Consider the following 23008-nt stretch of genomic DNA (forward strand, 5'->3'; position numbering starts at 1 on the left):
ATTTGGCCGAAAATACGTTGCTGCATGACGGCACGATGTCGTCTTGCTTGCGCGATGCTTGCAGTCCTGGCCCGAGACCGCGTTGGCAGGCCATTATCGGAACCGCGCTCCACGGAAGTTGTCTGGTAATTTTAGTGGCACTAAACATGCGACTGAGGCAAAGTCAACGCGTATAAGTGCGGGGCGTTGCCTTTTCCCGACCGCTTGTTCGGGGTATCAAAGGTCAGTAATATCCGCGTACGCTGGCCATGGCCGGCCTGAGACCTGGAGGAAACATGAAGCAAAACAAACTGTTGCGCGCCGCGCGGGTCACCGCGATCGCGGCGGCAACCGTGGCGGTATCGTTGGGCGCGTCGCTGGCGCATGCGGCGGACATTCCCAACAAAACCCTCGTTTACTGCTCGGAAGGCAGCCCCGCAGGCTTCGATCCCGCGCAGTACACGACAGGCACCGACTTCACCGCGAACACGTTCACGGTCTACAACCGCCTTGTCGAATTCGAACGCGGCGGCACGAAGGTGGAGCCGGCGCTGGCCGAGCGCTGGGACGTTTCGCCGGACGGCAAGGTCTATACGTTCCACCTGCGTCATGGCGTGAAGTTCCAGACGACGGACTTCTTCAAGCCGACGCGTGAATTCAACGCGGACGATGTCGTTTTCACGTTCGAGCGCATGCTCGATCCGAACCAGCCGTTTCGCAAGGCTTACCCGGTGCAGTTTCCGTACTTCACCGACATGGGCCTGGACAAGCTGATCACGAAAGTCGAGAAGGTCGATCCGTATACGGTCCGCTTCACGCTGAAGGAAGTGAACGCGCCGTTCATCCAGAACATGGCGATGGAATACGCCTCGATTCTGTCGGCCGAGTACGCGGATCAGTTGCTCAAGGCCGGCAAGGCCGCCGATATCAACCTGAAGCCGGTCGGCACGGGCCCGTTCATCCTGAAGAGCTACACGAAGGACGCGACGATCCGTTACGAAGGCAACCCCGACTACTGGAAAGCCGGCGCGGTGAAGATCAAGCATTTGATTTTCTCGATCACGCCCGATGCCAGCGTGCGCGTGCAGAAGCTCAAGCGCGACGAATGTCAGGTCATGAGCTATCCGAAGCCCCAGGACATCGCGCCTTTGAAGGCCGATTCGAATATCGACATGCCGTCGATCCCGGGTTTCAACCTCGGCTACGTGTCGTACAACGTGCAGCATAAGCCGCTCGACAAGACCGAAGTGCGTCAGGCACTCGATATGGCCATCAACAAGAAGGCGATCATCGAGTCCGTTTATCAGGGCGCCGGCCAGCTCGCGACGAACCCGATGCCGCCGACGCAATGGTCCTACGACAAGAATCTGAAGGCGCAGACGTACGATCCCGAAGGCGCGAAGAAGCTGCTCGCCAAGGCTGGCTATGCGAACGGCCTGCCGCAGGAGATTACGCTGTGGGCCATGCCCGTGCAGCGTCCGTACAACCCCAACGCACGCTTGATGGCCGAGATGATTCAAGCCGACTGGGCGAAGATCGGCGTGAAGGCGAAGATCGTCAGCTACGAGTGGGGCGAGTACATCAAGCGCGCGCATGCGGGCGAAGACGACACGATGCTGATCGGCTGGAACGGCGACAACGGCGATCCCGACAACTGGCTCGGCACGCTGCTGGGCTGCGAGGCCATCAACGGCAACAACTTCTCCAAGTGGTGCTACAAGCCGTTCGACGATCTGGTCCAGAAGGGCCGCAACGCGACCGATACGGGCGAGCGCACGAAGATCTACACGAAGGCTCAGCAGATCTTCGCGCAGGAACTGCCGTTCTCGCCGATCGCCCACTCGACGCTCTACCAACCGGTGAGCAAGAAGGTGATCGACATGAAGATCGACCCGCTCGGCTACGCCCGCTTCGACGGCGTCAGCGTGAAGTAACGTTGCGATACGCTCTCGGGCCATCCCGAGAGCGTCAGTACGACATCCGGCGACAGGAGCGACACATCCCGGGTTGGGCGTTCGCTTGAAATGACACCGCCCATCATTCAATCGACGAACGCCTGAACCCCGGGGCTTCGCTCCTCGTCGCCGGTCGCATTTCTCTTCCTGCAATAAAGGGACGAACCATGTTCCGATTCGTTTTGCGCCGCATCGGAATGGTGATACCGACGTTCATCGGCATCACCATTCTGGCTTTCGCACTGATCCACCTCATTCCTGGCGACCCTATCGAAGTGATGATGGGCGAGCGCGGCGTCGATCCTGCGATGCATGCGGCTGCGTTGCACCGGCTCGGGCTCGACGAGCCGCTGCCGATGCAGTACATCCATTACGTGTGGCGCGCGCTGCACGGCAATCTCGGCGAGTCGATCATCACCAATACGAGCGTGATGAGCGAGTTCCTCGCGCGCTTTCCGGCCACCGTCGAGTTGTCGCTGTGCGCGATGATCTTCGCACTCGTCATCGGCTTGCCCGCCGGCGTGTTCGCTGCGCTCAAGCGCGGCACGGTGGTCGATCACGGCGTGATGGGCACGGCGCTCGCGGGCTACTCGATGCCGATCTTCTGGTGGGGCTTGATCCTGATCATGCTGTTTTCCGTCACGCTCGGCTGGACGCCGGTGTCCGGACGCATCGCGGTCGAATACGACATCCCCCATGTGACCGGCTTCATGCTCATCGATTCGCTGCTGGCCCCCGACGAGGGCTCGTTCAGGTCGGCCGTGAGCCACCTGATTCTGCCCGCCATCGTGCTCGGCACGATTCCGCTGGCCGTCGTCGCGCGCATGACGCGCTCGTCGATGCTGGAGGTGCTGCGCGAAGACTACATCCGCACGGCACGCGCCAAAGGGCTTTCGCCGGGGCGGGTGATCGTCGTGCACGCGCTTCGCAATGCGCTGATTCCGGTCGTGACCGTGATCGGCCTGCAAGTGGGCACGCTGCTCGCGGGGGCGGTGCTGACCGAGACGCTGTTTTCGTGGCCAGGCATCGGCAAGTGGCTGATCGACGCGATCGGCCGGCGCGACTATCCGGTCGTGCAAGGCGGCATCCTTATGATCGCGACGCTCGTGATCGTCGTGAATCTGTGCGTCGATCTGCTTTACGGCGTGCTCAACCCCCGCATTCGCCACACGCGCTAAGGAGCCCGCAATCATGGCTGATATTCAAAACGCGGCTCCGCAAAGCGTCACGCCCCCCAGCGGACGCGCGCTCGCGTTGCGCGAGTTCTGGAGCAACTTCTCCCGCAATCGCGGCGCCGTGGGGGCGGGCGTCATTGTGCTCGTGCTCGTGGTCATCGCAATCTTCGCGCCGCTCATCGCGCCGCACAGCCCGATCGAGCAATACCGCGACTACGTCAAGATTCCGCCGGCCTGGCTTGACGGCGGCAATTGGAGGTTCGTGCTCGGCACCGACGAAGCGGGCCGCGATATTCTCGCGCGCCTCATGTACGGTGCGCGCATGTCGTTCTGGATCGGCTTCGTTTCGGTCGTGCTGGCGCTGATCCCGGGCATTGTGCTGGGCCTGTGCGCGGCATTCTTCGGGTGGGCCGACACGCCGATCATGCGTACGATGGACGTGCTGCTCGCGTTGCCGTCGCTGCTGCTTGCGGTGGCGGTGGTGGCGATCATCGGTCCGGGCCTGACCAACACCATGTTCGCCATCGCCATCGTCGCGCTGCCGGGCTACGTGCGTCTGACGCGTGCTTCGGCGCAGGGCGAATTGCCGAAGGAGTACGTGACGGCATCGCGCGTGGCCGGCGCGGGCACGCCGCGGCTCATGTTCTCTCAAGTCTTGCCGAACTGCACGGCGCCGCTGATCGTGCAGGCGACGCTCGGGTTTTCTTCTGCGATTCTCGATGCGGCTGCGCTGGGCTTCCTGGGCTTGGGCGTACAGCCGCCGACGGCCGAATGGGGCGCGATGTTGGCATCGGCGCGCGATTACATCGACAATGCCTGGTGGATCGTGACGATGCCGGGCATGGCGATTCTGATTTCGGTGCTCGCGATCAATCTGCTCGGCGACGGGCTGCGCGATGCGCTCGATCCGAAATTGAAACGGATGGCATGACCATGAACGAACTTTTGACCATCCGAAATCTGGCCGTCAACTTCGGCGGCGCGCCGGCGGTCGACGGCGTGAGCATGAGCGTGGCACCCGGTGAAGTCGTCGGCGTGGTGGGCGAATCGGGCTCGGGAAAGAGCGTGACGATGATGGCCCTGATGGGTCTCATCGACGCGCCCGGCGTCGTCACAGCCGATGAAATCACGTTCGACGGCCGCGACCTGCTCGGTGCTTCGGCAAGAGCGCGGCGCAAGATCATCGGCAAGGACATTGCGATGGTGTTCCAGGACGCGCTGACGAGCCTGAATCCGAGCTATACGGTCGGCTATCAGATCAAAGAGGTGCTTAAGCTGCATGAGGGGCTGCGCGGGGCGGCGCTCGATCGCCGCGCACTCGAACTGCTCGACCAGGTCGGCATTCCCGACGCCAGGAACCGGATCGGCACGTTCCCGCACCAAATGTCGGGCGGCATGAATCAGCGCGTGATGATCGCGATGGCCGTCGCCTGCAATCCGAAGCTGTTGATTGCCGACGAGCCCACGACGGCGCTCGATGTGACGATCCAGGCGCAGATCATGGATCTGCTCGTCAAGCTGCAGAAGGAGCGCGGCATGGCGCTCGTGCTGATTTCGCACGATCTGGCGGTGGTCTCGCAGGTCGCCCAGCGCGTGGCCGTGATGTACGCCGGCGAAGTGATCGAGACGAATCGGGTGCCCGACATCTTTGCGCGGCCGCATCATCCGTACACCGAGGCGCTGCTTGCCGCCATCCCCGAGCACAACCGCGGCGCCAAGCGTCTGTCGGCGCTGCCGGGCATGGTGCCTGGTCGCGACGACCGGCCGAGCGGGTGCCTCTTTGCACCTCGCTGCAAGTATGTCGTCGACGATTGCCGCAAGGGCCGGCCGCGGCTCGATGCGCCCGAGCCGCAACATCCGCTTGCCTGCGCACGCTGCATCAAACCGCTGAACCTCGAAGCCGCCCGCTCGAGTGCGACGCACCATGGAGGCGCCTGATGAATGCAGTACCGGAAATTTCACGCGCGCCGCGGGACCAAGAAGACCTCGTGCTGATCGCCGATCAGTTGACCAGGCACTACCCCGTTCGGCGCGGGATGTTCGGCCACGGCACGGTGAAGGCGCTCAACGGGGTCTCGTTTTCGCTCGTGCGCGGCAAGACGCTGGCCGTCGTCGGCGAGTCGGGGTGTGGCAAATCGACGCTCGCCCGGCAGTTGACGATGATCGAACCGCCTACGGCGGGGCGCTTGCTTGTGGAAGGCGAGGACGTTGCGGGGGCGGATCGCGCGAAGATCGCGCAGTTGCGCCGCCGCGTGCAGATGGTGTTTCAAAACCCGTTTGCTTCGCTGAACCCGCGCAAGACGGTCGAGCAGACGCTGGCCGAGCCGCTGCTGATCAATACGTCGCTGAGCGCCGCCGAGCGGGCGGGCAAGGTGGCGCAGATGATGCGCACGGTCGGTTTGCGGCCCGAACACGCCAAACGCTACCCGCACATGTTTTCTGGCGGACAAAGGCAGCGCATTGCGATTGCTCGTGCGATGATTCTGGATCCGCGCATCGTGGTAGCGGACGAGCCCGTGTCGGCGCTCGACGTTTCCATCCAGGCGCAGATCCTGAATCTGTTTATGGACCTGCAAGAGCAATTCAAGACGAGCTACGTCTTCATTTCGCACAACCTGTCCGTCGTCGAGCACATTGCCGACGACGTCATGGTCATGTACTTCGGCGGCGTGGCGGAGCTTGGCGACAAGAAGACGATCTTCGCGAAGCCGCGGCATCCGTACACGCGTTCGTTGATGTCGGCTACGCCGGCTATCTTCGAGGCTGATCGGCGCACGCAGATCAAGCTGCAGGGCGAGATGCCTTCGCCGCTCGATCCGCCCTCGGGTTGCACGTTCCATCAGCGCTGCCCGTATGCGATAGAGCGGTGCCGCGCGGAGGAGCCGAAGCTGCGCGAAGTCGATGGCCGGCTCGTATCGTGCCATCGCGCCGAGGAGGTGGGGGACGTGGATGCCTGATACGTGGGCGGCGCGTAACCGTGCGCGCCGTTCGCGCGGGGGAACGCTCGCCGCCGCGTTGGCGCGGCGCGTGCGGGTCCTCGTTCTGACGTTCGTTTTCACGTTGGCGCTCGATCCGCGTTCGGGCGGACTGATTTCGCTGGCGCTCGCGGGGCCGGCCGCCGCGCCGGTCGCCCAAGCGGCGCCTAACGTGCCTGCGGCGCCGAATGCGACGATTCCGGGCTTCCATGGACCGCCGCCCGACTTCGGCGCGACGAGCGCAAGTGGCCCTGTCCGCGCCGAGCCTGCTCACATGCCGTTTTACGTCGCCACCAAAGGGACGACGACGATCTACCTGCTGGGGACGCTGCATGTCGGCGATCCCTACGACTATCCGCGCAACCAACCGTTTCGCCCGCCGATCCTCGCTGCGCTGGCGGCATCGTCGACGCTCGCGCTCGAGATTTCGCCGGACGACCTGATCCAATCGCAGGACGACGTTTCGAAGTACGGCGTCTGCTCCTACGCGTGCTTGCCGCGGCTGCTGCCAGACGCGCTTTGGCGGCGGCTCGCATGGCGGCTGCGCGGCAATCCGGCCGCGCTCGAGGAAATCAAGAAGACGCGGCCCTGGCTCGCGGCGCTTCTCGTCGAAACCTACGATTCGATCGCGGCCGGGTTACTCACCGAATACGGTACGGAGGCGCAGTTGCAGAACGTCTATTTGCGTACGCGAGGGAAGATCGTCGGCCTGGAAACGTTGGCCGAGCAGATGCGTGCGTTTACGAACCTGACACTGGCGCAGCAGCGCGAGATGCTGGCACAGGATCTCGCGCAAACGCCGGCCCAGAACATGGAAGATGTGAAAACGCTGCATCGGCTCTGGCGAGTAGGCGATGCCGACGCGATCGCCGCGTGGGCGTCGGCGAAGTCGGAGCGGCTGGCGCGTACGCCGGACGTGGCGCGGACGCTCGACAACCGGATCGTCTACGAGCGCAATCGGCGGTTCGTCGTGCGAATGACGGCGATCGCGGCGCCCAATCGGCCGATCTTTGTCGCGATCGGGGCGCTGCACCTGGGCGGGCCGAAGGGCGTGCTGAGCTTGCTGCGGCGGCGTGGGTTTGCGGTGGATGCGGGGTAGGGCGGCCCCCAAGAAAATCTCGGCGGCGACGGACACAGCCGATTGCCATTTGGTCTGAAAACTCATGCGGATGCGGCGTCGCCCGGATGAGTCCTCGTTAAATTGGGTGGATGGGATGCTTCTCGGAGCCTCAGGCGCCTCCCGCGGCCGAGTCACAGCAGGAGGTGTCACATTTTCCAGCCACGCCGTTCCAACAATTTGCGAGTTTTCGCACAGTCGGCGAATCGCTACTTGCTGATGCCTCGCCGCATCAAGGCTGTCGCCACCGGGCGCAGGCTGGCATAGGAATTGCATCATGTATCGCAAAATATCCAATTAATTTAACCGCAAGGAGACACCAAATGAACTCATCCCTCAGAGATGAGTGACGGGCCCGGGCAAACGCCCCGGGCTTCGATCCCCCTTACCTTTCCGCTTCCGTATTCAGGAGAACTGGGCCACGCGCGTAGGCTTCATGCCGTCACGTGCCGTGGGTCGGTCTTGTTTCATCACGATTCAGAGGAGATCTCGATGCACGCACGTCGCACCCGCAAAACTCTCGCTACCCTGAAAGCTGCCGCCACGGCCATGGCTTGCGCCATCGCCAGCTTCGGCGCGCATGCCGCAACGGCTCCCGCGCAAATCACGATCGGTACGCTCTATGCGAGCACCGGCCCGTTCGCCGTCGCGTCCCAGGGACAATACGAAGGCCTGAAGTTCTGGGCCGACGACGTCAACAAAAAAGGCGGCGTGTTCGTCAAGGCGTTCGACAAGAAGATTCCGGTGAAGATCGTCGCCTATGACGATCAAAGCTCAACGTCGACCGCGACGACGCTCTACAACCAGCTCATCACGCAAGACAAGGTCGACGTGCTCGTCTCCGACTTCGGCTCCGTGCTGACGTCGGTCGCCGTGCCGCTCGCGGCCGAGCATCACCTGCTGCTGATCGACCCCACCGGCTCCGGCGCGAACTTCTTCACGCAAAAGACCGACTATCTCGCCGACGTAAGCATTCCGTCATCGACGGTATGGCCGATTCCGCTCGCGAACTTCCTGCTGGAGCAAAAGATCAAGCGCGTCGCGATCATCTACGGCGCGAACGACTTCGACGCGTCGCAAGCTGAGACGATGAAGGCGACACTCGTAAAGGGGGGCATCACGCCCGTCTATTACCACAGCGTGCCGACGACGGAATCGAACTACAGCGTACTCGTCCATACGGTGAAGGCCGCGGACCCGCAAGCGGTGCTCGAGTTCGGCTATGCGCCGAACGACATCGCCTTCCTACGCGCGCTATCGCAAAGCGGCTTGCACTTCGACATGACCTTCACGATCTTCCCGGGCCAACTGCTGCAGTTGCTCACGAAGAACGTCGGCGCGGACGCGCTCGCGTACACATACACGTATCCGACTCCGCCGCTCGTGAAGTATGAGAAGGTCAGCTACGGGATGAACACCGCGCAGTTCTCGAACGCGTTCCAGGCGGCGCTGCACAAAGATCCGACCTTCCTCGACTCGGCGGGCTACAACACCGGCATCGTCATGCAGAAGATGCTCGGCGACGCGCCGGCGTTCACGCAAACGGACTTCCATCAGGCGCTGATGGACATGTCGGGCAAGACGACCACGCTGCTCGGGCCGTTCCAGATCAACGCCAACGGTGCGCAACTCGGCCAGCCGTTCCCGGTCGCTCAGATGGTGCCGGACGGCAAGAAGGGGTTGAAGTTCGTCGTCGTGTATCCGCAGGAGCACGCGACGGGCAAGCCGGTATTTCCGGCACCGCAGCACTGATCGTCGGCCCCATCACTTCATCAGGATTCGGCCGGCGCCCGCGACGGCGCCGGCCGAATCCTCCTCGCTTGCGAAGGGACAAACGTGGAACTTCTCGCATATGCCGTCATTGGCGGCATTCTGTATGGCATCTTTTTCACGCTGGTGGGCTTGGGGCTCAACCTCGTGTTCGGCGTCATGCGCATCATCAATCTCGCGCATGGACAGTTCATCGTGCTCGGCGGATACGCCGCCTGGTTCGTCGCCAATCACTTCGGGCTCAATCCGCTGTGGGCCATTCCGCTCTCGGTGGCGGGCGCCATCGTCGTCGGCTGGCCGCTGTATCGCGCGGTCGTACCCCGCCTGCAGCGCAGCGACGACCCCGAGATGCTCTCGTTCATCCTGTTCTTCGGTATCGGCCAGATGCTTGAGGCGCTGACGGTGCTGCTGTTCGGCGCTGACCAGCGCTCGCTGCCCGAGGATGCCCTCGGCGGCGGCAACCTGGGCCTCTTCGGCCAACAGTTTCCGGACAGCTGGTGGTGGGCGGCCGGCGTCAGCATCGCCGCGCTGGCAGGCCTGTGGCTGTACTTTTCGCGCACGCGCCTCGGCTACGCGACCCGCGCCGTGATGGCCGAGCGCGATGAAGCCGTGGCAACCGGTATCGACGTGCGGCGCGTGTCGACGATCGCGTTCGTCGCAGGTCTCGCGCTCGCGGGCGTCGCCGGTGTGTTCGTGCCGTATCTGCTCGGCTCGGTTTCGCCCGATCTCGGCGACAGCCTCACCACCACCGCATTTGCGATCGTCATCATCGGCTCGCTGGGCAATCCGCTCGGCACGATCGCCGGCGGCCTCGTGTTCGGGCTCGGAACAATGCTGATGCAAACCTACTATTCGTCGTGGTCGAACGTGGTGCCTTACGCGCTGCTCTTGGTCATCGTGCTCATTCGTCCCTCGGGCTTGCTCGGAAAGGCGGTGCGTCTTGCTTAATCCAACTTTGGCCGAAACCCGGCCGCCCGCGCCGGGCCGCATGCGCACGGGCTCCATCCTGCTCGCGGTGGTCGCCGCGGTCTTTCTCGTCGCGCCGCATCTGTATGGCAATCAGTCGCTGCTGTTCACGATGATGGCCTTCATCGTGCTCGCACAGGGACTCAATCTGCTGTACGGATTCACGGGCTATTTACCGTTCGGCTACGTGGGCTTTTTCGGCAGCGGCGCCTATGCGACATCGCTGCTCGTCATGCACACCCACCTGCCGGTCCTCGCCTGCGTCTTGGGCGGCGGCCTCGCAGCCGCGCTGATCGGGCTCATGCTCGGACCGCTCTTGCGTCTATCGGGCGCCTACTTCTCGATCGCGAACCTCGCGGCGTCGCAGATCATCTACTTCGTCGTCTCGAACCCGAACCTCGCGGACCTCACGGGAGGTCCGTATGGGCTCAAGATCGAGCAGGTCTACAACCCGCAAGCGAGCTACTACTGCATGCTCGCCGTGCTGCTTGTTGCCTGCGCGTTCGCCGCCTACTTCCGCACGTCGGGCTTCGGCATGGCCCTGCGCGCCGTCAAGCAGGATCCGGTGAGCGCGGCGATGGCGGGCATCGACGTCGTGCGCATGCGTCTCGTTGCATGGCTCGTCTCGGCGCTCGTCGCGGGACTCGCAGGCGGCGCCTACGCGTGGGGCATCTCGGTGTTCTATCCCGACGCGGTGTTCACACTGCAGTTCTCCGTGTTCGCGATCGTGTTCGCGCTCTTCGGCGGCGTCGGCACGGTCATTGGACCGATCATCGGCGCGTCGCTGCTCTACACCCTGTACTCGGCGATCGGCATCTCGACGCCTCAGTACTTCCAGTTCATCTATGGCGGCCTCATCGTGCTGCTCGTGCTCTTTCTGCCGGGCGGTCTCCTGTCGCTGCTGCAACGTCGGGGGATCCATGTCTTCTGAACTGCTGCAACTCGCCGGCGTCCACAAGCACTTCGGTGCACAGGTCGTGCTCAACGACGTGAACTTTCGCGTCGCCCCAGGCGAAATCGTCGGCCTCGTCGGCCCGAACGGTTCGGGCAAGACGACCACGATCAACGTGATTTCCGGGCTCTTGCAAGCCGACCACGGCACGGTCGATTTCATGGGGCACAAGATCAACCGTCTGCCGATGCATCGGCGCGCGCGTCTCGGCATCAACCGCACGTTTCAGGTGCCGAAGGTGTTCCGCGACATGACCGTGCGCGAGAACATCGAGGTCGCCGCGCGCAGCGTGCGGCTCGATCCGCGTGAGATCGATCCGATCCTCGAGGACATCGGCTTGGCCGGCACGGCCTCTAGAGTCGCCGGGGCATTGACGGTGAACCAGCAGAAGCTGCTCGATCTCGGGCGGGCGCTCGCGACGCAGCCCAAGCTGCTGCTCGTCGACGAAATCGGCGCGGGGCTCAACCCGGCAGAGCTGAACGTCATTGCCGAGTTGCTCAAAAAACTGTCGGCACGCGGCATCGCGATGATCGTGGTCGAGCACCTGCTCGATTTTCTCAATCGCATCACCGAGCGCGTGATCGTGCTCGGCGCCGGACGCATGCTGTTCGAGGGCTCGCTCGAGACGGCCTCGCGCGACCCCGAAGTGATTGCGGCATTCATTGGAGCGGCCTGATGACGGCATCCCTTGTAATCGAAGGCGTGGAAGCCGGGTACGGCGGCATGCAAGTTCTGTGGGGCGTCGACATGCAGGTCGATCCCGGACAAACCGTGCTGCTGCTCGGTGCGAACAGCGCGGGCAAGACGACGCTACTGCGCACGCTGATCGGGCTGCTACCGTGCCGCGGCGGGCGCATCACGCTCGATGACGAACGCATCGACACACTGCGTCCCGATCAGCGGATCCGCCGCGGGATCGCGTTCATGTCGGAGCTCGGCGTGTTCCCGACGCTGTCGATCGACGAGAACATCACGCTCGGCGGCTACTTCATGTCCGATGCGAAGATTCGACAGCGCAAGGAAGTGCTGTTCGAACTCTTTCCCGATCTTGCCGCACGGCGGCGTGCCGCGGCGGCGAGCCTGTCGGGCGGGCAGCGCAAGATGCTCGGCATCGCGAAGGTGCTGATTTCCGAGCCGCGCCTGTTGCTGATGGACGAACCCTCATCCGGACTCGCGCCGCTCTTCGTCAAGCACGTGATCGATGCCCTGCGCACGGCGATCGGCGACGGTACGTCGCTCTTGATCGCCGAGCAGAACATCGCGTTTCTCGACTTGGCCGACCGCGGCTATCTGCTCGACCACGGCAAGGTGCGCGTGTCGGGCACGCGCCAGGAACTCGAGGCGAGCGACGCAGTGCGCGAGACTTACTTCGGGCTCTGACGAGCGTTCGACAGGCGATGTCCTGGATGCGGCTTCGACCGCATCCAGGACACGAAAGCGCGAAGCATTTTGCGGTTAACGCCAACGAACTATCTGAGGAGACCGCCGTGAGCATTGCCCGTTCGATCAAGTTCAAGATTGCATTGGCGTTCGGCTTCTGTGTGTTGCTGATGGTCGCCATCGGCGTGCTGGGACTGACCGGCCTCAAACAGCTTGATCAAAAGATTCACGTTTCGTATACGCAGGACACCGCCCCGATCGTCGATCTCGCGGACGCTCGCTCCGCCCAATTCGAAATCCGCCTGCAGATGCGCCGCATCGAGATCATCGGCGATCCGAGCGAGACCCCGGCGATACTCAAGCGAGTCCAGGCCTCGCGAGAAACGCTGAGTAAGGCACTCGCCCGCTATGAAAAGGTTGACCTGACGAGCGCCCCCAAGGCTCAAGCGCTCCAGGAGAAAGTCAAACAGATCGTCCCGCAATTCGAGTCCATCACGGAACGCGTGCTTGCATCCTTGAGCAATGGCGATCTTGACGGCGGGCGCGCGGCGCAAGACACGCTCTCGCCAGTGGCCAGCGCCTTGGACGAAGACCTGAGCCAGCTCGGGCGCATGAGCAGTCAAGCTGCGGAGCAGGACGCCAGCGACAGCCGGGCCACCTACGAGCAACTCTTCTGGATGCTCGCTGGGCTGCTCGCCGCAGGTGCGACCTTGTGCATCGGCGTGTCGGTTTATCTGGGCAAGGCGATTTCTAAGCCGCTCGATCGCGCCGTGGGCGTTGCCTCTCGCATTGCGGAAGGCAAGCTCGAGAATCGAGTCGACGTCACCACCCGCGACGAGTTCGGTCAATTGCTCGAATCGCTGACGACGATGGACCGGCAATTGACGGACACGGTTCGCGGCATCAAGACATCGATCGAGTCGGTGGTGGTGGCGGCCGGACAAATCGCGAGCGGCAACCAGGACCTGTCCATGCGCACCGAGCAGCAAGCCGCCTCGCTCGAGGAGACAGCCGCGAGCATGACGGAGCTCACCGAGACGGTGAAGCAGAACACGGGCAACGCACGCCAGGCGAACGTGCTCGCGGCGAACGCGAGCCAGATGGCTGACACGGGCAACGAAGCGGTGCAGGATATGCTCGGCACGATCGAGAAAATCAGCAGCAGTTCGACCCAGATCTCGGAGATCACGGGTGTGATCGAGAGCATCGCGTTCCAAACCAACATCCTGGCACTCAACGCCGCCGTGGAAGCCGCGCGCGCGGGCGAGCAGGGACGCGGCTTCGCGGTGGTCGCGGGCGAAGTGCGCTTGCTCGCCCAGCGCAGCGCGACGGCGGCCAAGGAGATCAAGGAACTGATCGCCTCGTCGGTGGCGATGATCCAGGACGGCTCGAAGCAGGCGGGCGAGGTCGGCACGACGATGCACCAAGTCAAGGATTCCATCAAGCAGGTCTCGGCCATAGTGGGCGAGATTGCGACGGCGTCCGAAGAGCAGAGCCGGGGTATGGAGCAGGTGCATCAGGCCGTTTCGCAGATGGACAGGGTCACCCAGCAAAATGCGGCACTCGTGCAGGAAGCCGCGACATCGTCACAGTCTTTGGACGAGCAAGCGATAAAACTCAGGGCGGCGGTGTCCGTTTTCCAAGTGTCGGATGCCTGAACTGTCAAGACGTACGCCGTCGCCACATGCGCGACGGCCTTGCCGACGCCCGCATCGGCCCGGACGCCACACGCATTCGTTTGATGCTTGTTTCCGCTTGCTTTCGTTTGCCTGCCGTCGACATCGTGGCATCGGCGGCGCGATGTGCAGTGTGCAGCTTTCCTCTCCAATCGCGCCTGGGCAGCGCATCGATGAAGTCCCGATGGCGTTCAATGGGGCAGCGCCGACGCCGGTGCCACGTCAATGCCGTTCGTCGCCAGCGTGCGCCGCAGTTTTCGCGCGAAGGCCAGCGCATGCGGACCATCGCCGTGCAGGCACAGCGTGCGCACATCGAGCGGCACCCATGCGCCGGTCACCGCGCGCACGCGCTTGTCGCGCACCATCGAGAGCACGTGTTCGAGCATTTGGTCTTCGTCGTCGATGAGCGCACCGGGCTCGGCGCGCGGCACGAGCGAGCCGTCGCTGCGATAGCCGCGATCGGCGAATCCTTCTTCGATCGCTGCGAGCCCCGCCTCGCGCGCCATCGCAATGAAGCGGCTGTTGGCCAGCCCGAATACTGCGACGGACGGGTCGAAATCATGCACGGCCGAAATGATGGCGTCGGCGATCGCCGGATCGCGCGCGGCCTGGTTGTACAACGCCCCGTGGGGCTTCAAGTGGACGACCCGAACCCCTTCGGCCTGCGCGATCGCCGAGAGCGCACCAAGCTGATAAAGAATGCCCGCGTAGATATCGTCGGGCGGCAACTGCATTTCTTTGCGCCCGAAATTGTCGGGATCGTGAAAGCTCGGGTGCGCGCCGATCGCCACGCCCCGCTGCACCGCCAGCCGAACACAATCGCGCATTGCGTTGGCGCCCCCGGCGTGCCAGCCGCAGGCAATGTTCGCCGAACTGACGAGACCGAGCAGTGCTTCGTCGGCGTCGCCACCTTCGCCGAGATCGGCGTTCAAATCGATTTGCATAACTACCTCGTTCAAAACCCTCAAGCGACGTGCGCACGCCCCGGCAGGCGCCGCAGCCGCTCTTCATGCATGGCGATCGCGGCATCGATTTGCCGCAGATACGCGTGTTCCTCTGCCAGCGCATAGCGCGCTTCTTCGCGGGTCGAGCGGACGAACCGCACCGCGCCGCCCAGGCGGACCTGCGCGAGCTTCCACAGGTCGGCCGCGATCACGACGCCGATGCGCGGATAGCCGCCCGTCGTCTGGGCGTCGGCCAGCAGCACGATCGGCTGGCCGTTGCCCGGCACCTGGATCGTCCCCGGCAAGACCGCGTGCGATAGCATCTCGTCGCCGCCTTCGCGAGCGAGCGGGCTGCCGGCCAACCGGTAGCCCATGCGGTTGCTGTGCGGCGTCACGCACCATTCGTCGGACCAGAATGCCGTGCGCGCGTCTTCATCGAACGCGTCGTACTCGGGCCCGCGCAGGACGCGGATGACTGCGGCGCGTTCGGAGCCCGCCGCATGCTTGCCGCGCCGCACCGGTTCGTGCGACACCTCGGCGAAGCGGCACCACTGCGGAGCCTTGACGCCGAAGGCCGGCACGTCGACGTCCGTCGCGCGCCCCTGGCGCGCCGCGAGCGCACCCATCGGCAACCTGTCGCCGTCGCGCAGCTTGCGCCCACCCAGGCCGCCGAAGCGTGCGGCAAGGTCGGTGCTGCGCGAGCCGAGCACCGGCAGCACGTCGACGCCACCGCGCACGCACAGGTAACCGCGCATGCCTCGCATCGGGCCCTGCAAAACGAGTTCTTGACCCGCACGCACGGGCAGGCTCCACCAGGTGTAGACGGGCTCACCGTCCAGTGTCGCTCCAAATTGCGCGCCCGTGACCGCAATGCGCGTCGTGTGGTTGAAACGAAATGCGGCCGGGCCGACGGTGACCTCGATCGCCGCGGCCTGGGGCGGGTTGCCCACGAGCCGGTTTCCCACTTCGAGCGCAAGCGCGTCGAGCACGCCCGCTTTGGCCACGCCCAAATGGCGCAGCCCTGTCCTTCCCAAATCCTGCACCGACGAAAGCACGCCGGCGCGCAGCACCTCGATCATCACGCGCCCTCCACGATGGTGAAGCGTACGCGATCGCCGGGTTGCAGCAGGGCCGGCGGATTGCGGGCCGGGTCGAACAGCGTCGAGGCGGTGCGGCCGATCAATTGCCAGCCGCCCGGCGAGGCGGCCGGATAGATGCCCGTTTGAGCGCCGCCGATTGCGACCGAGCCGGCCGGCACTTCGAGCCGCGGCGCGTCGCGTCGCGGTGTGTGCAGCGTCGGGTCGAGCCCGCCCAGATAAGCGAATCCCGGCTGAAACCCGATAAAAAACACGACGTATTCGGCGCCCGCGTGACGCCGCACGACTTCTTCGACACTGAGTCTTGCATGGTCGGCCACGACCTGCAGGTCGGGGCCGTGCTCGCCGCCGTAGCACACGGGAATTTCGACCTGGCGGGTGGACGGCGATGCCCCGATCGCGCGGTCCCACGCCTGCGCCATCTCGCGCGCGAGCGCATCCATGTCGGCGCACAGCGGATCGAAGACGATCGTCAGATTGTTCATGCCCGGCACGACTTCGACGACGTGCGCCCACTCGCGCGCCGCCTGCGCGAGCGCCCAAATGCGCTCCTGACAAGCCAGCGTGGCGGGCGGCGGCACTTCGCACACCAGCGCGCTATCGCCCAATGGGTAGATTCGAGGTTCTGTCATCAGGATGCCTTCGCCGGCCGCGTGCGCAGAGTGGGTCAGTCTGCATTATCGATAAATTATCGATATTTTACCAATAAGCGTTTCTGCTAGTGCTGGCCCGCGAGCGGCCGGCGTACACTTCGCGCACCCGTTCTCATCATTCAAGTTGCAACCGCCATGTCGCGTCACCCGACCAAGATCGTGTCTTCGGAACATCTCGTTTCCGAGACGAGCGTCGAGCTATCGGAGTTCGAGTACGGACTCATCATGGCGAGCAATGCGTTCAACCGCTGGATGGTGCGATGCATGTCGGCGGCCGGCGCGAAGGATATGACCGCCATCGAAGTCTCGCTGCTGCACCATGTCAGCCATCGCGAACGCAAAAAGAAGCTCGCCGACATCTGCTTCGTCCTCAACATCGAGGACACGCACGTCGCGACGTATGCTTTGAAGAAGCTCGTCAGTAGAGGGTATGTAAAAAGCGAAAAGACCGGCAAGGAAGTCTTCTTCTCCGCCACCGCAGCCGGACGGGAGCTGTGCACCAGGTACCGCGACGTGAGGGAAAGCTGCCTGATCGCCGCCCTCAAGGAAAGCGGGCTCGCGAACGAGCAGATCGGCGAGGCTGCCCAGTTGATGCGCAACGCGTCGGGCCTCTACGACACGGCCGCGCGGGCTGCTGCTTCTCTTTGAGCTTGTTCCGTCGAAGCGGCCCGATCGTTCCAATCGTCCCAATCGCGCCGCTCGTCCCGGTCGTCGCCGAGCGAAAAGGCCTGGGTGCCTAGGAACCTTCGATAGTGCGCGATCTCGCGAACCACCCCGCGTCCGTCACGACGGCGTCGAGCGGCACGTCGTGCAGCTCGCGCGGCAGCGCGGCGCGGCAGGCCTCGTAAGCGATCCCGAGCGTCACCGGCTTGGCGGCGTCGGGCCATGCCGCGAGCGTACGATCGTAATAGCCGCCACCGTAACCGAGCCGGTAGCAGTCGTCGTCGAAGCCCACGCACGGAATGAGCAAAAGATCGGGCAGGATCGGCTGCGCCGCCTCGGGCTCGGGAATCCGATGGTGGCCGATGCGCATCGGCGCGTCCGGCGCCCACGCATGAAATTGCAGCGCGTGCCCCTTCACGGCGACGACGGGCAACGCGGCTTGACGCCGCACATCGTGCGCCAGCCATTGCGCGATGATCGCGCGCGCGTCGAACTCGCCCGCAAGCGGCCAGTAAAAGCCCACCGCATGAGGCGCGTAGCGCGCGAGCGCCGCGCGCAAATGAGCGGCCAGCGACGCATCGGCGCAGCCTGTCGCCGCGGTCTCGTTGCGGGCTTGCAGCAAGCGTTTTCGCAACGCGGCTTTCGAATTTGTCGAAGGGTTGCGTGCTATGCTTTCGCTCAATTTTCGCTCCACGAACCACGATGTCGAAACGCTTCGCCCGAGTATATCGCACGGTCGCTATGGCCCTCGCCGCCGTTGCGCTCGTCGCCTGCGGCACGGCCACCGCCGGCCGCCACGCCCGCCCGACCGCCGCGCCCACCGACGATGAAATTTTCGTGCGCCTGCGCGAGGCCGCTCGCAATAACGACGCGGCGCGTGCGGCGCAGCTCGCGGCGATGATCCCGAATTACCCCGCGCCATCCTATCTCGAATACTTCCAGCTCAAGCCGCAGTTGTTCGACGGCAGCGGCCATGCGCGCATCGACGCCCCCGACTCGCCCGTCCTGTCGTTCTTGCAGCGGCACGACGGCGAGGCCATCGCCGACCGGCTGCGCAACGACTATCTGCTCGTGCTCGGGGCGCGGCACGACTGGCGCAACTTCAACGCGCAGTACCCCCGCTTCGTGCTCGACGACGATACGCAGGTGAAGTGCTACGCGCTCGAGGCGCGCGCCGCGCGCGGCGAAAACGTCGCCGAAGCGGCGCGCGCGCTGCTGATCGAGCCGAAGTACTACGGTGACGGCTGCGTCGATCTGATTACGGCGCTCGCCGCGAATCACCAGTTCAGCGAAGACGATGTCTGGCAGCAGATTCGTCTCGCTTACGAACAAAACAACACGAACGTAGGCAGCCGGCTGTTCGATGCGCTTGGACCGACGCGCCCCGATCAGAAACTCGTCGATCAAGCGACGAGCGCGCCGCCGCTGCTCCTCGCGCGCGGCGTCGGGCCCGACTCGGCTTCGCACGCCCTGGCCTTGCTCGCGATCACGACAATGGCCCGCAACGATGTCGTCACGGCCGCCGCCACGTTTGCCACGATAGCGCCGTCGTTGTCGTTGGCGGAGCGCGCCATCGGTTGGGGCACGATCGGTTATCAGGGCGCGGCCCGCCAGATGCCGGGCGCCGTCGACTGGTTCCGGCTTTCGTCGAATGCGCCCCTGTCCTATCCGGCCTATATGTGGCGCACGCGCAGCGCGCTGCTCGCTGGCGATTGGACGATGGTGCGCTGGTCGATCGAGCAGATGCCGACTGCGTTGCGCTCGCAGCCGGCCTGGGTGTACTGGCACGCGCGCGCGCTCAAGCAAGTCGGCGACGCCGACGACAAGGCGCTGGCCAACCAGGAGCTTGCGCGCATTGCACCGGGCTTTAACTTCTACGGGCAGCTCGCAAGCGAAGAGCTGGGCCGCAAAGTCACTGTGCCGCCGAAAACGAGCGTGACCGATGCCGAGGTCGAGGCCGTCAGCCATACGCCGGGCTTCGACCTTGCGCGCCGTTTTTACGCGTTGAACCTGCGGCTCGAAGGCAATCGCGAATGGAACTGGCCGCTGCGCGGCATGAGCGATCGCCAACTGTTGGCGGTGGCCGAATACGCACGCCGTATCGAGCTTTATGACCGGACCGTCAACACGGCCGATCGGACGCAGGCCGAGCATGATTTTTCGCTGCGTTATCTTTCGCCGTTCCGCGACATCGTGGAGCGCGATGCGAAGTCGACCGGGCTCGACGTCGAATGGGCGTATGGGCTGATCCGGCAGGAGTCCCGCTTCATCATCAATGCGCGCTCCGACGTCGGGGCCGGCGGTCTGATGCAGCTGATGCCGGGCACGGCGCAGATGGTGGCGCGCAAGATCGGCGTCGGCCCGCTCTCGCGCGAGCAAATGAACGATATCAATACGAACATTTTGCTCGGCACGAGCTACCTGGCGATGATCTACAATCAGTTCGACGGTTCGGCCGTGCTTGCCACGGCCGGCTATAACGCCGGGCCCGGTCGTCCGCGCCAATGGCAGGCGGCGCTTACGCGTCCCGTCGAAGGCGCGATCTTTGCGGAGACGATTCCGTTCAATGAAACGCGCGACTACGTCAAGAACGTGCTGTCGAACACGGTCTACTACGCGGCGCTGTTCGAAGGCCGCCCGCAATCGCTGAAAGAGCGGCTCGGCGTCATCCTGCCTCAAACGCCGTAAGTGCCCCGACCTCTCCGGAGCGAACCGTGCGCGGCGGATCGCGCACGGTAAGCACTTGCGTCATCGAGCCGTGACGGCAGCCGCTTTGTGTAGGTGTACAGAGAGGCGAACATGAGACATCAGACGGTTGGAGTGATAGGCGGTTCAGGATTCATTGGCAGTCACCTCGCGAATGCGCTCGTCGCCTCGGGCAAGCAAGTCCGTATCGCCACGCGCCGGCGCAGCCACGCGAGTCACCTGACGTTGTTGCCGCTCGACGTCATCGAACTCGATGTCTTCAATCCCGTCGAGCTCGCCCGCTTCGTCGAGGGCGCCGATGCGCTCGTCAATCTCGTCGGTACGCTGCACGGCCGTCGCGGCAGCCCGTACGGGCCGGAGTTCGCCAGGCTGCACGTCGAGCTGCCCTCGAAGATCGTGGCCGCCTGCGAAGGCAAAGGGGTCCATCGGCTGATTCATCTGAGCGCGCTCAATGCCGATTCGAATGGGCCCAGCATGTACCTGCGCTCGAAGGGCGACGGCGAAAAGGCCGTGCGCGCGGCGGCGCAACTGGCGACGACAATTTTTCGGCCGTCGGTCGTCTTCGGGCCCGAAGATCGTTTCCTCAATACGTTCGCCGCGCTTACCCGCCTGTTTCCCGTCTTACCGCTAGCCAAACCCGACGCGAAGTTCCAGCCCGTCTATGTCGGCGATGTGGTGAAGGCGATCGTCGGCACGCTCGATCTCGACGCCGCAGAAGGCCAGACGTACGAGCTTGGTGGTCCGATCGTCTACACGCTCGAATCGCTGGTGCGCTACTGTGGCGCGATGGTCGGCCGCGACCCGCGCATCGTGCGGCTGCCCGATGCGCTTGCCTATCTGCAGGCGCTGACGTTCGAGACACTGCCCGGTGAGCCGCTCATCACGCGCGACAACCTCGATTCGATGTCGTGCGATTCGGTATTGAGCGGCCCGCTTGCGCCGGAATTGAATCTCGAACCCGTCGCCATCGAAGCGATTGCGCCGACCTATCTGAACGAGGCCTCGCTGCGTTCGCGCTTCAGCGCGTTTCGCGCCACGGCCGGGCGCTGAAATCGAAATCAACGCATCAGTCAATCAACGCTTACGGCGGACACATGAAACTCGTCATCGGAGATAAGAACTACTCGTCGTGGTCCATGCGGCCCTGGGTCATGATGAAACACATGGGCATCGGGTTCGACGAGGTGCAGATCTGGCTTGGCGAGGCCGATTCGAAGGCCCGCATTCTCGAACACTCTCCTTCGGGTAAGGTGCCGTATCTGGTCACCGACGAAGGCGAAGGGATTTGGGAGTCGCTCGCGATTCTCGAAACGCTGGCGGAACGTTATCCCCAGCATGGACTATGGCCGAGCGATGCGGCAGCGCGCGCGCACGCGCGCGCGATCTCGTGCGAAATGCATGCGGGCTTTGCCGAACTGCGCACGCATATGTCGATGAACATTCGTGCGTCGCTGCCGGGCAAAGGAGCGACGCCGGGCGCGCTTGCCGATGTCGCCCGCATCGACGCAATCTGGAGCGAGTGTCTCGCGCGCTACAAGGGCCCGTTCTTGTTCGGCAAGACGTTTGGCGCGGCCGATGCGATGTATGCGCCCGTCGTCTCGCGCTTCGTGACCTATGCGCCTGCGCTTTCCGATGCTGCTCATGCCTACGTCGAAAGCGTCACCGCGCTGCCGGCCGTGCGCGCCTGGTTCGACGGCGCGCGCGCCGAAACGCATCGCGTCGCTTACATCGACGACGACGCATGAAGATTTATGCCGTAGGCGGAGCGATCCGCGATGCGCTGCTCGGCGTGCCGGTGTCCGACCGCGACTATGTCGTCGTCGGGGCGACGCCCGAGCAGATGGTGGCGCAGGGCTATCGCCCCGTCGGCAAGGATTTTCCGGTCTTCCTGCATCCGCAGACGCAGGAGGAATACGCGCTCGCCCGCACGGAGCGCAAGACGGCGGCCGGCTATCACGGCTTTCAGTTCTACTACGCGCCCGACGTGACGCTGGAAGAGGATTTGGCGCGCCGCGATCTGACGATCAACGCGATGGCGCGGGAAGTGCGCCCTGACGGCGAACTGGTGGGGCCCGTGATCGACCCGTTCGACGGTCAGGCCGATCTGCGCGCGCGGCGTTTCCGGCACGTCGGCGAAGCGTTTGTCGAAGATCCCGTGCGTGTCCTGCGTGTTGCGCGTTTCGCTGCGCGCTTCGACGATTTCTCGCTTGCGCCCGAGACGCTCGCGCTGATGCGGACGATGACGCAGGCGGGCGAAGTCGATGCGCTCGTGCCCGAGCGCGTGTGGCAGGAAATCTCGCGCGGGCTGATGGAGCGCAAGCCGTCGCGGATGTTCGAGGCGCTGCGCGAATGCGGCGCGCTCGCGCGCGTGCTGCCCGAGGTCGACGCGTTGTTCGGCGTGCCGCAGCGTGCCGACTACCATCCCGAGGTCGACACGGGCGTCCATGTGATGATGGTGCTCGATTATGCGGCCGCGCGCGGCTATGCGCTGGCGGTGCGCTTCGCGGCGCTGACGCACGATCTCGGCAAAGCGGCGACGCCCGACGCTGTGCTGCCGCGTCATATCGGCCATGAAATGCGCAGCGTCGACTTGCTCAAGCCGATGTGCGAGCGCCTGCGCGTGCCGAACGAATGCCGCGATCTGGCGCTGCTCGTCGCGCGCGAGCACGGCAATATTCATCGCGTGATGGAGATGGGCGCGGCCGCGCTCGTGCGCTTGTTCGAGCGCAGCGATGCGCTGCGCAAGCCCGCGCGCTTCGCCGAAGCGCTGCAGGCCTGCGAATCGGATGCGCGTGGCCGGCTTGGCTTCGAGACGCACGAGTATCCGCAGGCCGAACGGCTGCGCGTGGCATTGGTGGCGGCACGCGCCGTCGATGCCGGCGCCGTGGCGCGGACGTTCGCCGATGACCCCGCAAAGATCAAGGACGCCGTTCACCGGGCGCGCGTCAAGGCGGTGGCGGCTGCTTTCGGCGAAGACGGGGACGCCTAGCCGGTGACGGC

At 64.4% G+C, this 23008-nt stretch carries 21 protein-coding genes; 17 read left to right on the forward strand and 4 right to left on the reverse strand.

What is annotated here, in order from left to right:
• The first annotated feature begins 275 nt into the window (after positions 1-275).
• The 12 genes from C0Z19_RS09865 to C0Z19_RS28910 all read left to right on the forward strand — a co-directional run bounded on the left by C0Z19_RS09865 (position 276) and on the right by C0Z19_RS28910 (position 13927).
• The gene (locus C0Z19_RS09865; protein WP_102609643.1) at positions 276-1913 is read left to right on the forward strand and encodes an ABC transporter substrate-binding protein; all 1638 of its coding nucleotides are present in this window, start codon (positions 276-278) and stop codon (positions 1911-1913) included.
• Between the two features lie 188 nt (positions 1914-2101).
• Positions 2102-3112: an ABC transporter permease subunit gene (locus C0Z19_RS09870; protein WP_102609644.1), complete on the forward strand. Its 1011-nt coding sequence runs from the start codon at positions 2102-2104 to the stop codon at positions 3110-3112.
• A gap of 13 nt (positions 3113-3125) precedes the next feature.
• The gene (locus C0Z19_RS09875) at positions 3126-4040 is read left to right on the forward strand and encodes an ABC transporter permease subunit (RefSeq protein WP_102609645.1); all 915 of its coding nucleotides are present in this window, start codon (positions 3126-3128) and stop codon (positions 4038-4040) included.
• Between the two features lie 2 nt (positions 4041-4042).
• Positions 4043-5047 (forward strand): ABC transporter ATP-binding protein, encoded by a 1005-nt coding sequence (locus C0Z19_RS09880; protein ID WP_102609646.1) that lies wholly within the window; start codon positions 4043-4045, stop codon positions 5045-5047.
• Entirely contained in the window at positions 5047-6066 is a 1020-nt protein-coding gene (locus tag C0Z19_RS09885; RefSeq protein ID WP_102609647.1) for a peptide ABC transporter ATP-binding protein, read from the forward strand. The genes C0Z19_RS09880 and C0Z19_RS09885 overlap by 1 nt, the downstream gene beginning before the upstream one ends.
• Entirely contained in the window at positions 6059-7183 is a 1125-nt protein-coding gene (locus C0Z19_RS09890) for a TraB/GumN family protein (protein ID WP_102609648.1), read from the forward strand. Before C0Z19_RS09885 ends, C0Z19_RS09890 begins: the two co-directional genes overlap by 8 nt.
• A gap of 510 nt (positions 7184-7693) precedes the next feature.
• The gene (locus C0Z19_RS09895) at positions 7694-8953 is read left to right on the forward strand and encodes an amino acid ABC transporter substrate-binding protein (protein WP_102609649.1); all 1260 of its coding nucleotides are present in this window, start codon (positions 7694-7696) and stop codon (positions 8951-8953) included.
• An 84-nt stretch (positions 8954-9037) separates the two neighbouring features.
• On the forward strand, positions 9038-9919 hold the full coding sequence (locus C0Z19_RS09900; RefSeq protein ID WP_102609650.1) for a branched-chain amino acid ABC transporter permease: 882 nt from the start codon (positions 9038-9040) through the stop codon (positions 9917-9919).
• On the forward strand, positions 9912-10868 hold the full coding sequence (locus tag C0Z19_RS09905) for a branched-chain amino acid ABC transporter permease (protein ID WP_233196078.1): 957 nt from the start codon (positions 9912-9914) through the stop codon (positions 10866-10868). Before C0Z19_RS09900 ends, C0Z19_RS09905 begins: the two co-directional genes overlap by 8 nt.
• Entirely contained in the window at positions 10858-11565 is a 708-nt protein-coding gene (locus tag C0Z19_RS09910; protein ID WP_102609651.1) for an ABC transporter ATP-binding protein, read from the forward strand. Before C0Z19_RS09905 ends, C0Z19_RS09910 begins: the two co-directional genes overlap by 11 nt.
• Positions 11565-12269, forward strand: a complete 705-nt coding sequence (locus C0Z19_RS09915; RefSeq protein ID WP_102609652.1) for an ABC transporter ATP-binding protein — start codon at positions 11565-11567, stop codon at positions 12267-12269. Before C0Z19_RS09910 ends, C0Z19_RS09915 begins: the two co-directional genes overlap by 1 nt.
• Before the next feature lie 107 nt (positions 12270-12376).
• Positions 12377-13927 (forward strand): methyl-accepting chemotaxis protein, encoded by a 1551-nt coding sequence (locus C0Z19_RS28910; RefSeq protein ID WP_269844827.1) that lies wholly within the window; start codon positions 12377-12379, stop codon positions 13925-13927.
• Between the two features lie 209 nt (positions 13928-14136).
• On the opposite strand, the gene pxpA is transcribed toward C0Z19_RS28910, so the two are convergent.
• From pxpA to pxpB, 3 genes are read right to left on the reverse strand one after another with little or no spacing between them, the layout of a single operon-like run.
• Positions 14137-14889, reverse strand: coding sequence for a 5-oxoprolinase subunit PxpA (pxpA, locus tag C0Z19_RS09925; RefSeq protein WP_102609654.1), 753 nt, complete (start codon positions 14887-14889; stop codon positions 14137-14139).
• Between the two features lie 20 nt (positions 14890-14909).
• The gene (locus C0Z19_RS09930; protein WP_102609655.1) at positions 14910-15968 is read right to left on the reverse strand and encodes a 5-oxoprolinase subunit C family protein; all 1059 of its coding nucleotides are present in this window, start codon (positions 15966-15968) and stop codon (positions 14910-14912) included.
• The gene (gene pxpB, locus C0Z19_RS09935) at positions 15968-16618 is read right to left on the reverse strand and encodes a 5-oxoprolinase subunit PxpB (protein ID WP_102609656.1); all 651 of its coding nucleotides are present in this window, start codon (positions 16616-16618) and stop codon (positions 15968-15970) included. The genes C0Z19_RS09930 and pxpB overlap by 1 nt, the downstream gene beginning before the upstream one ends.
• Positions 16619-16774: 156 nt before the next feature.
• Between pxpB and C0Z19_RS09940 the strand changes: the two genes are divergently transcribed.
• Positions 16775-17287: a winged helix DNA-binding protein gene (locus C0Z19_RS09940; protein ID WP_102609657.1), complete on the forward strand. Its 513-nt coding sequence runs from the start codon at positions 16775-16777 to the stop codon at positions 17285-17287.
• Positions 17288-17375: 88 nt separating this feature from the next.
• Here the strand turns inward: C0Z19_RS09940 and C0Z19_RS09945 are convergent, their stop codons facing one another.
• Positions 17376-17984, reverse strand: a complete 609-nt coding sequence (locus C0Z19_RS09945; protein WP_102609835.1) for a 5-formyltetrahydrofolate cyclo-ligase — start codon at positions 17982-17984, stop codon at positions 17376-17378.
• A 20-nt stretch (positions 17985-18004) separates the two neighbouring features.
• Between C0Z19_RS09945 and C0Z19_RS09950 the strand changes: the two genes are divergently transcribed.
• From C0Z19_RS09950 to C0Z19_RS09965, 4 genes are all read left to right on the forward strand, one after another.
• Complete coding sequence (locus C0Z19_RS09950) at positions 18005-19990, forward strand: lytic transglycosylase domain-containing protein (protein WP_102609658.1); 1986 nt, start codon at positions 18005-18007, stop codon at positions 19988-19990.
• A 111-nt stretch (positions 19991-20101) separates the two neighbouring features.
• Positions 20102-21058 (forward strand): complex I NDUFA9 subunit family protein, encoded by a 957-nt coding sequence (locus tag C0Z19_RS09955; protein ID WP_102609659.1) that lies wholly within the window; start codon positions 20102-20104, stop codon positions 21056-21058.
• Between the two features lie 44 nt (positions 21059-21102).
• A complete protein-coding gene (locus C0Z19_RS09960; protein ID WP_102609660.1) occupies positions 21103-21753 on the forward strand; it encodes a glutathione S-transferase family protein in 651 nt (216 codons plus the stop codon).
• Positions 21750-22997: a multifunctional CCA addition/repair protein gene (locus C0Z19_RS09965; protein WP_102609661.1), complete on the forward strand. Its 1248-nt coding sequence runs from the start codon at positions 21750-21752 to the stop codon at positions 22995-22997. Before C0Z19_RS09960 ends, C0Z19_RS09965 begins: the two co-directional genes overlap by 4 nt.
• The last annotated feature ends 11 nt before the right edge of the window (positions 22998-23008 follow it).

The sequence above is a fragment of the Trinickia soli genome (assembly GCF_002879855.1).
GTDB lineage: Bacteria > Pseudomonadota > Gammaproteobacteria > Burkholderiales > Burkholderiaceae > Trinickia > Trinickia soli.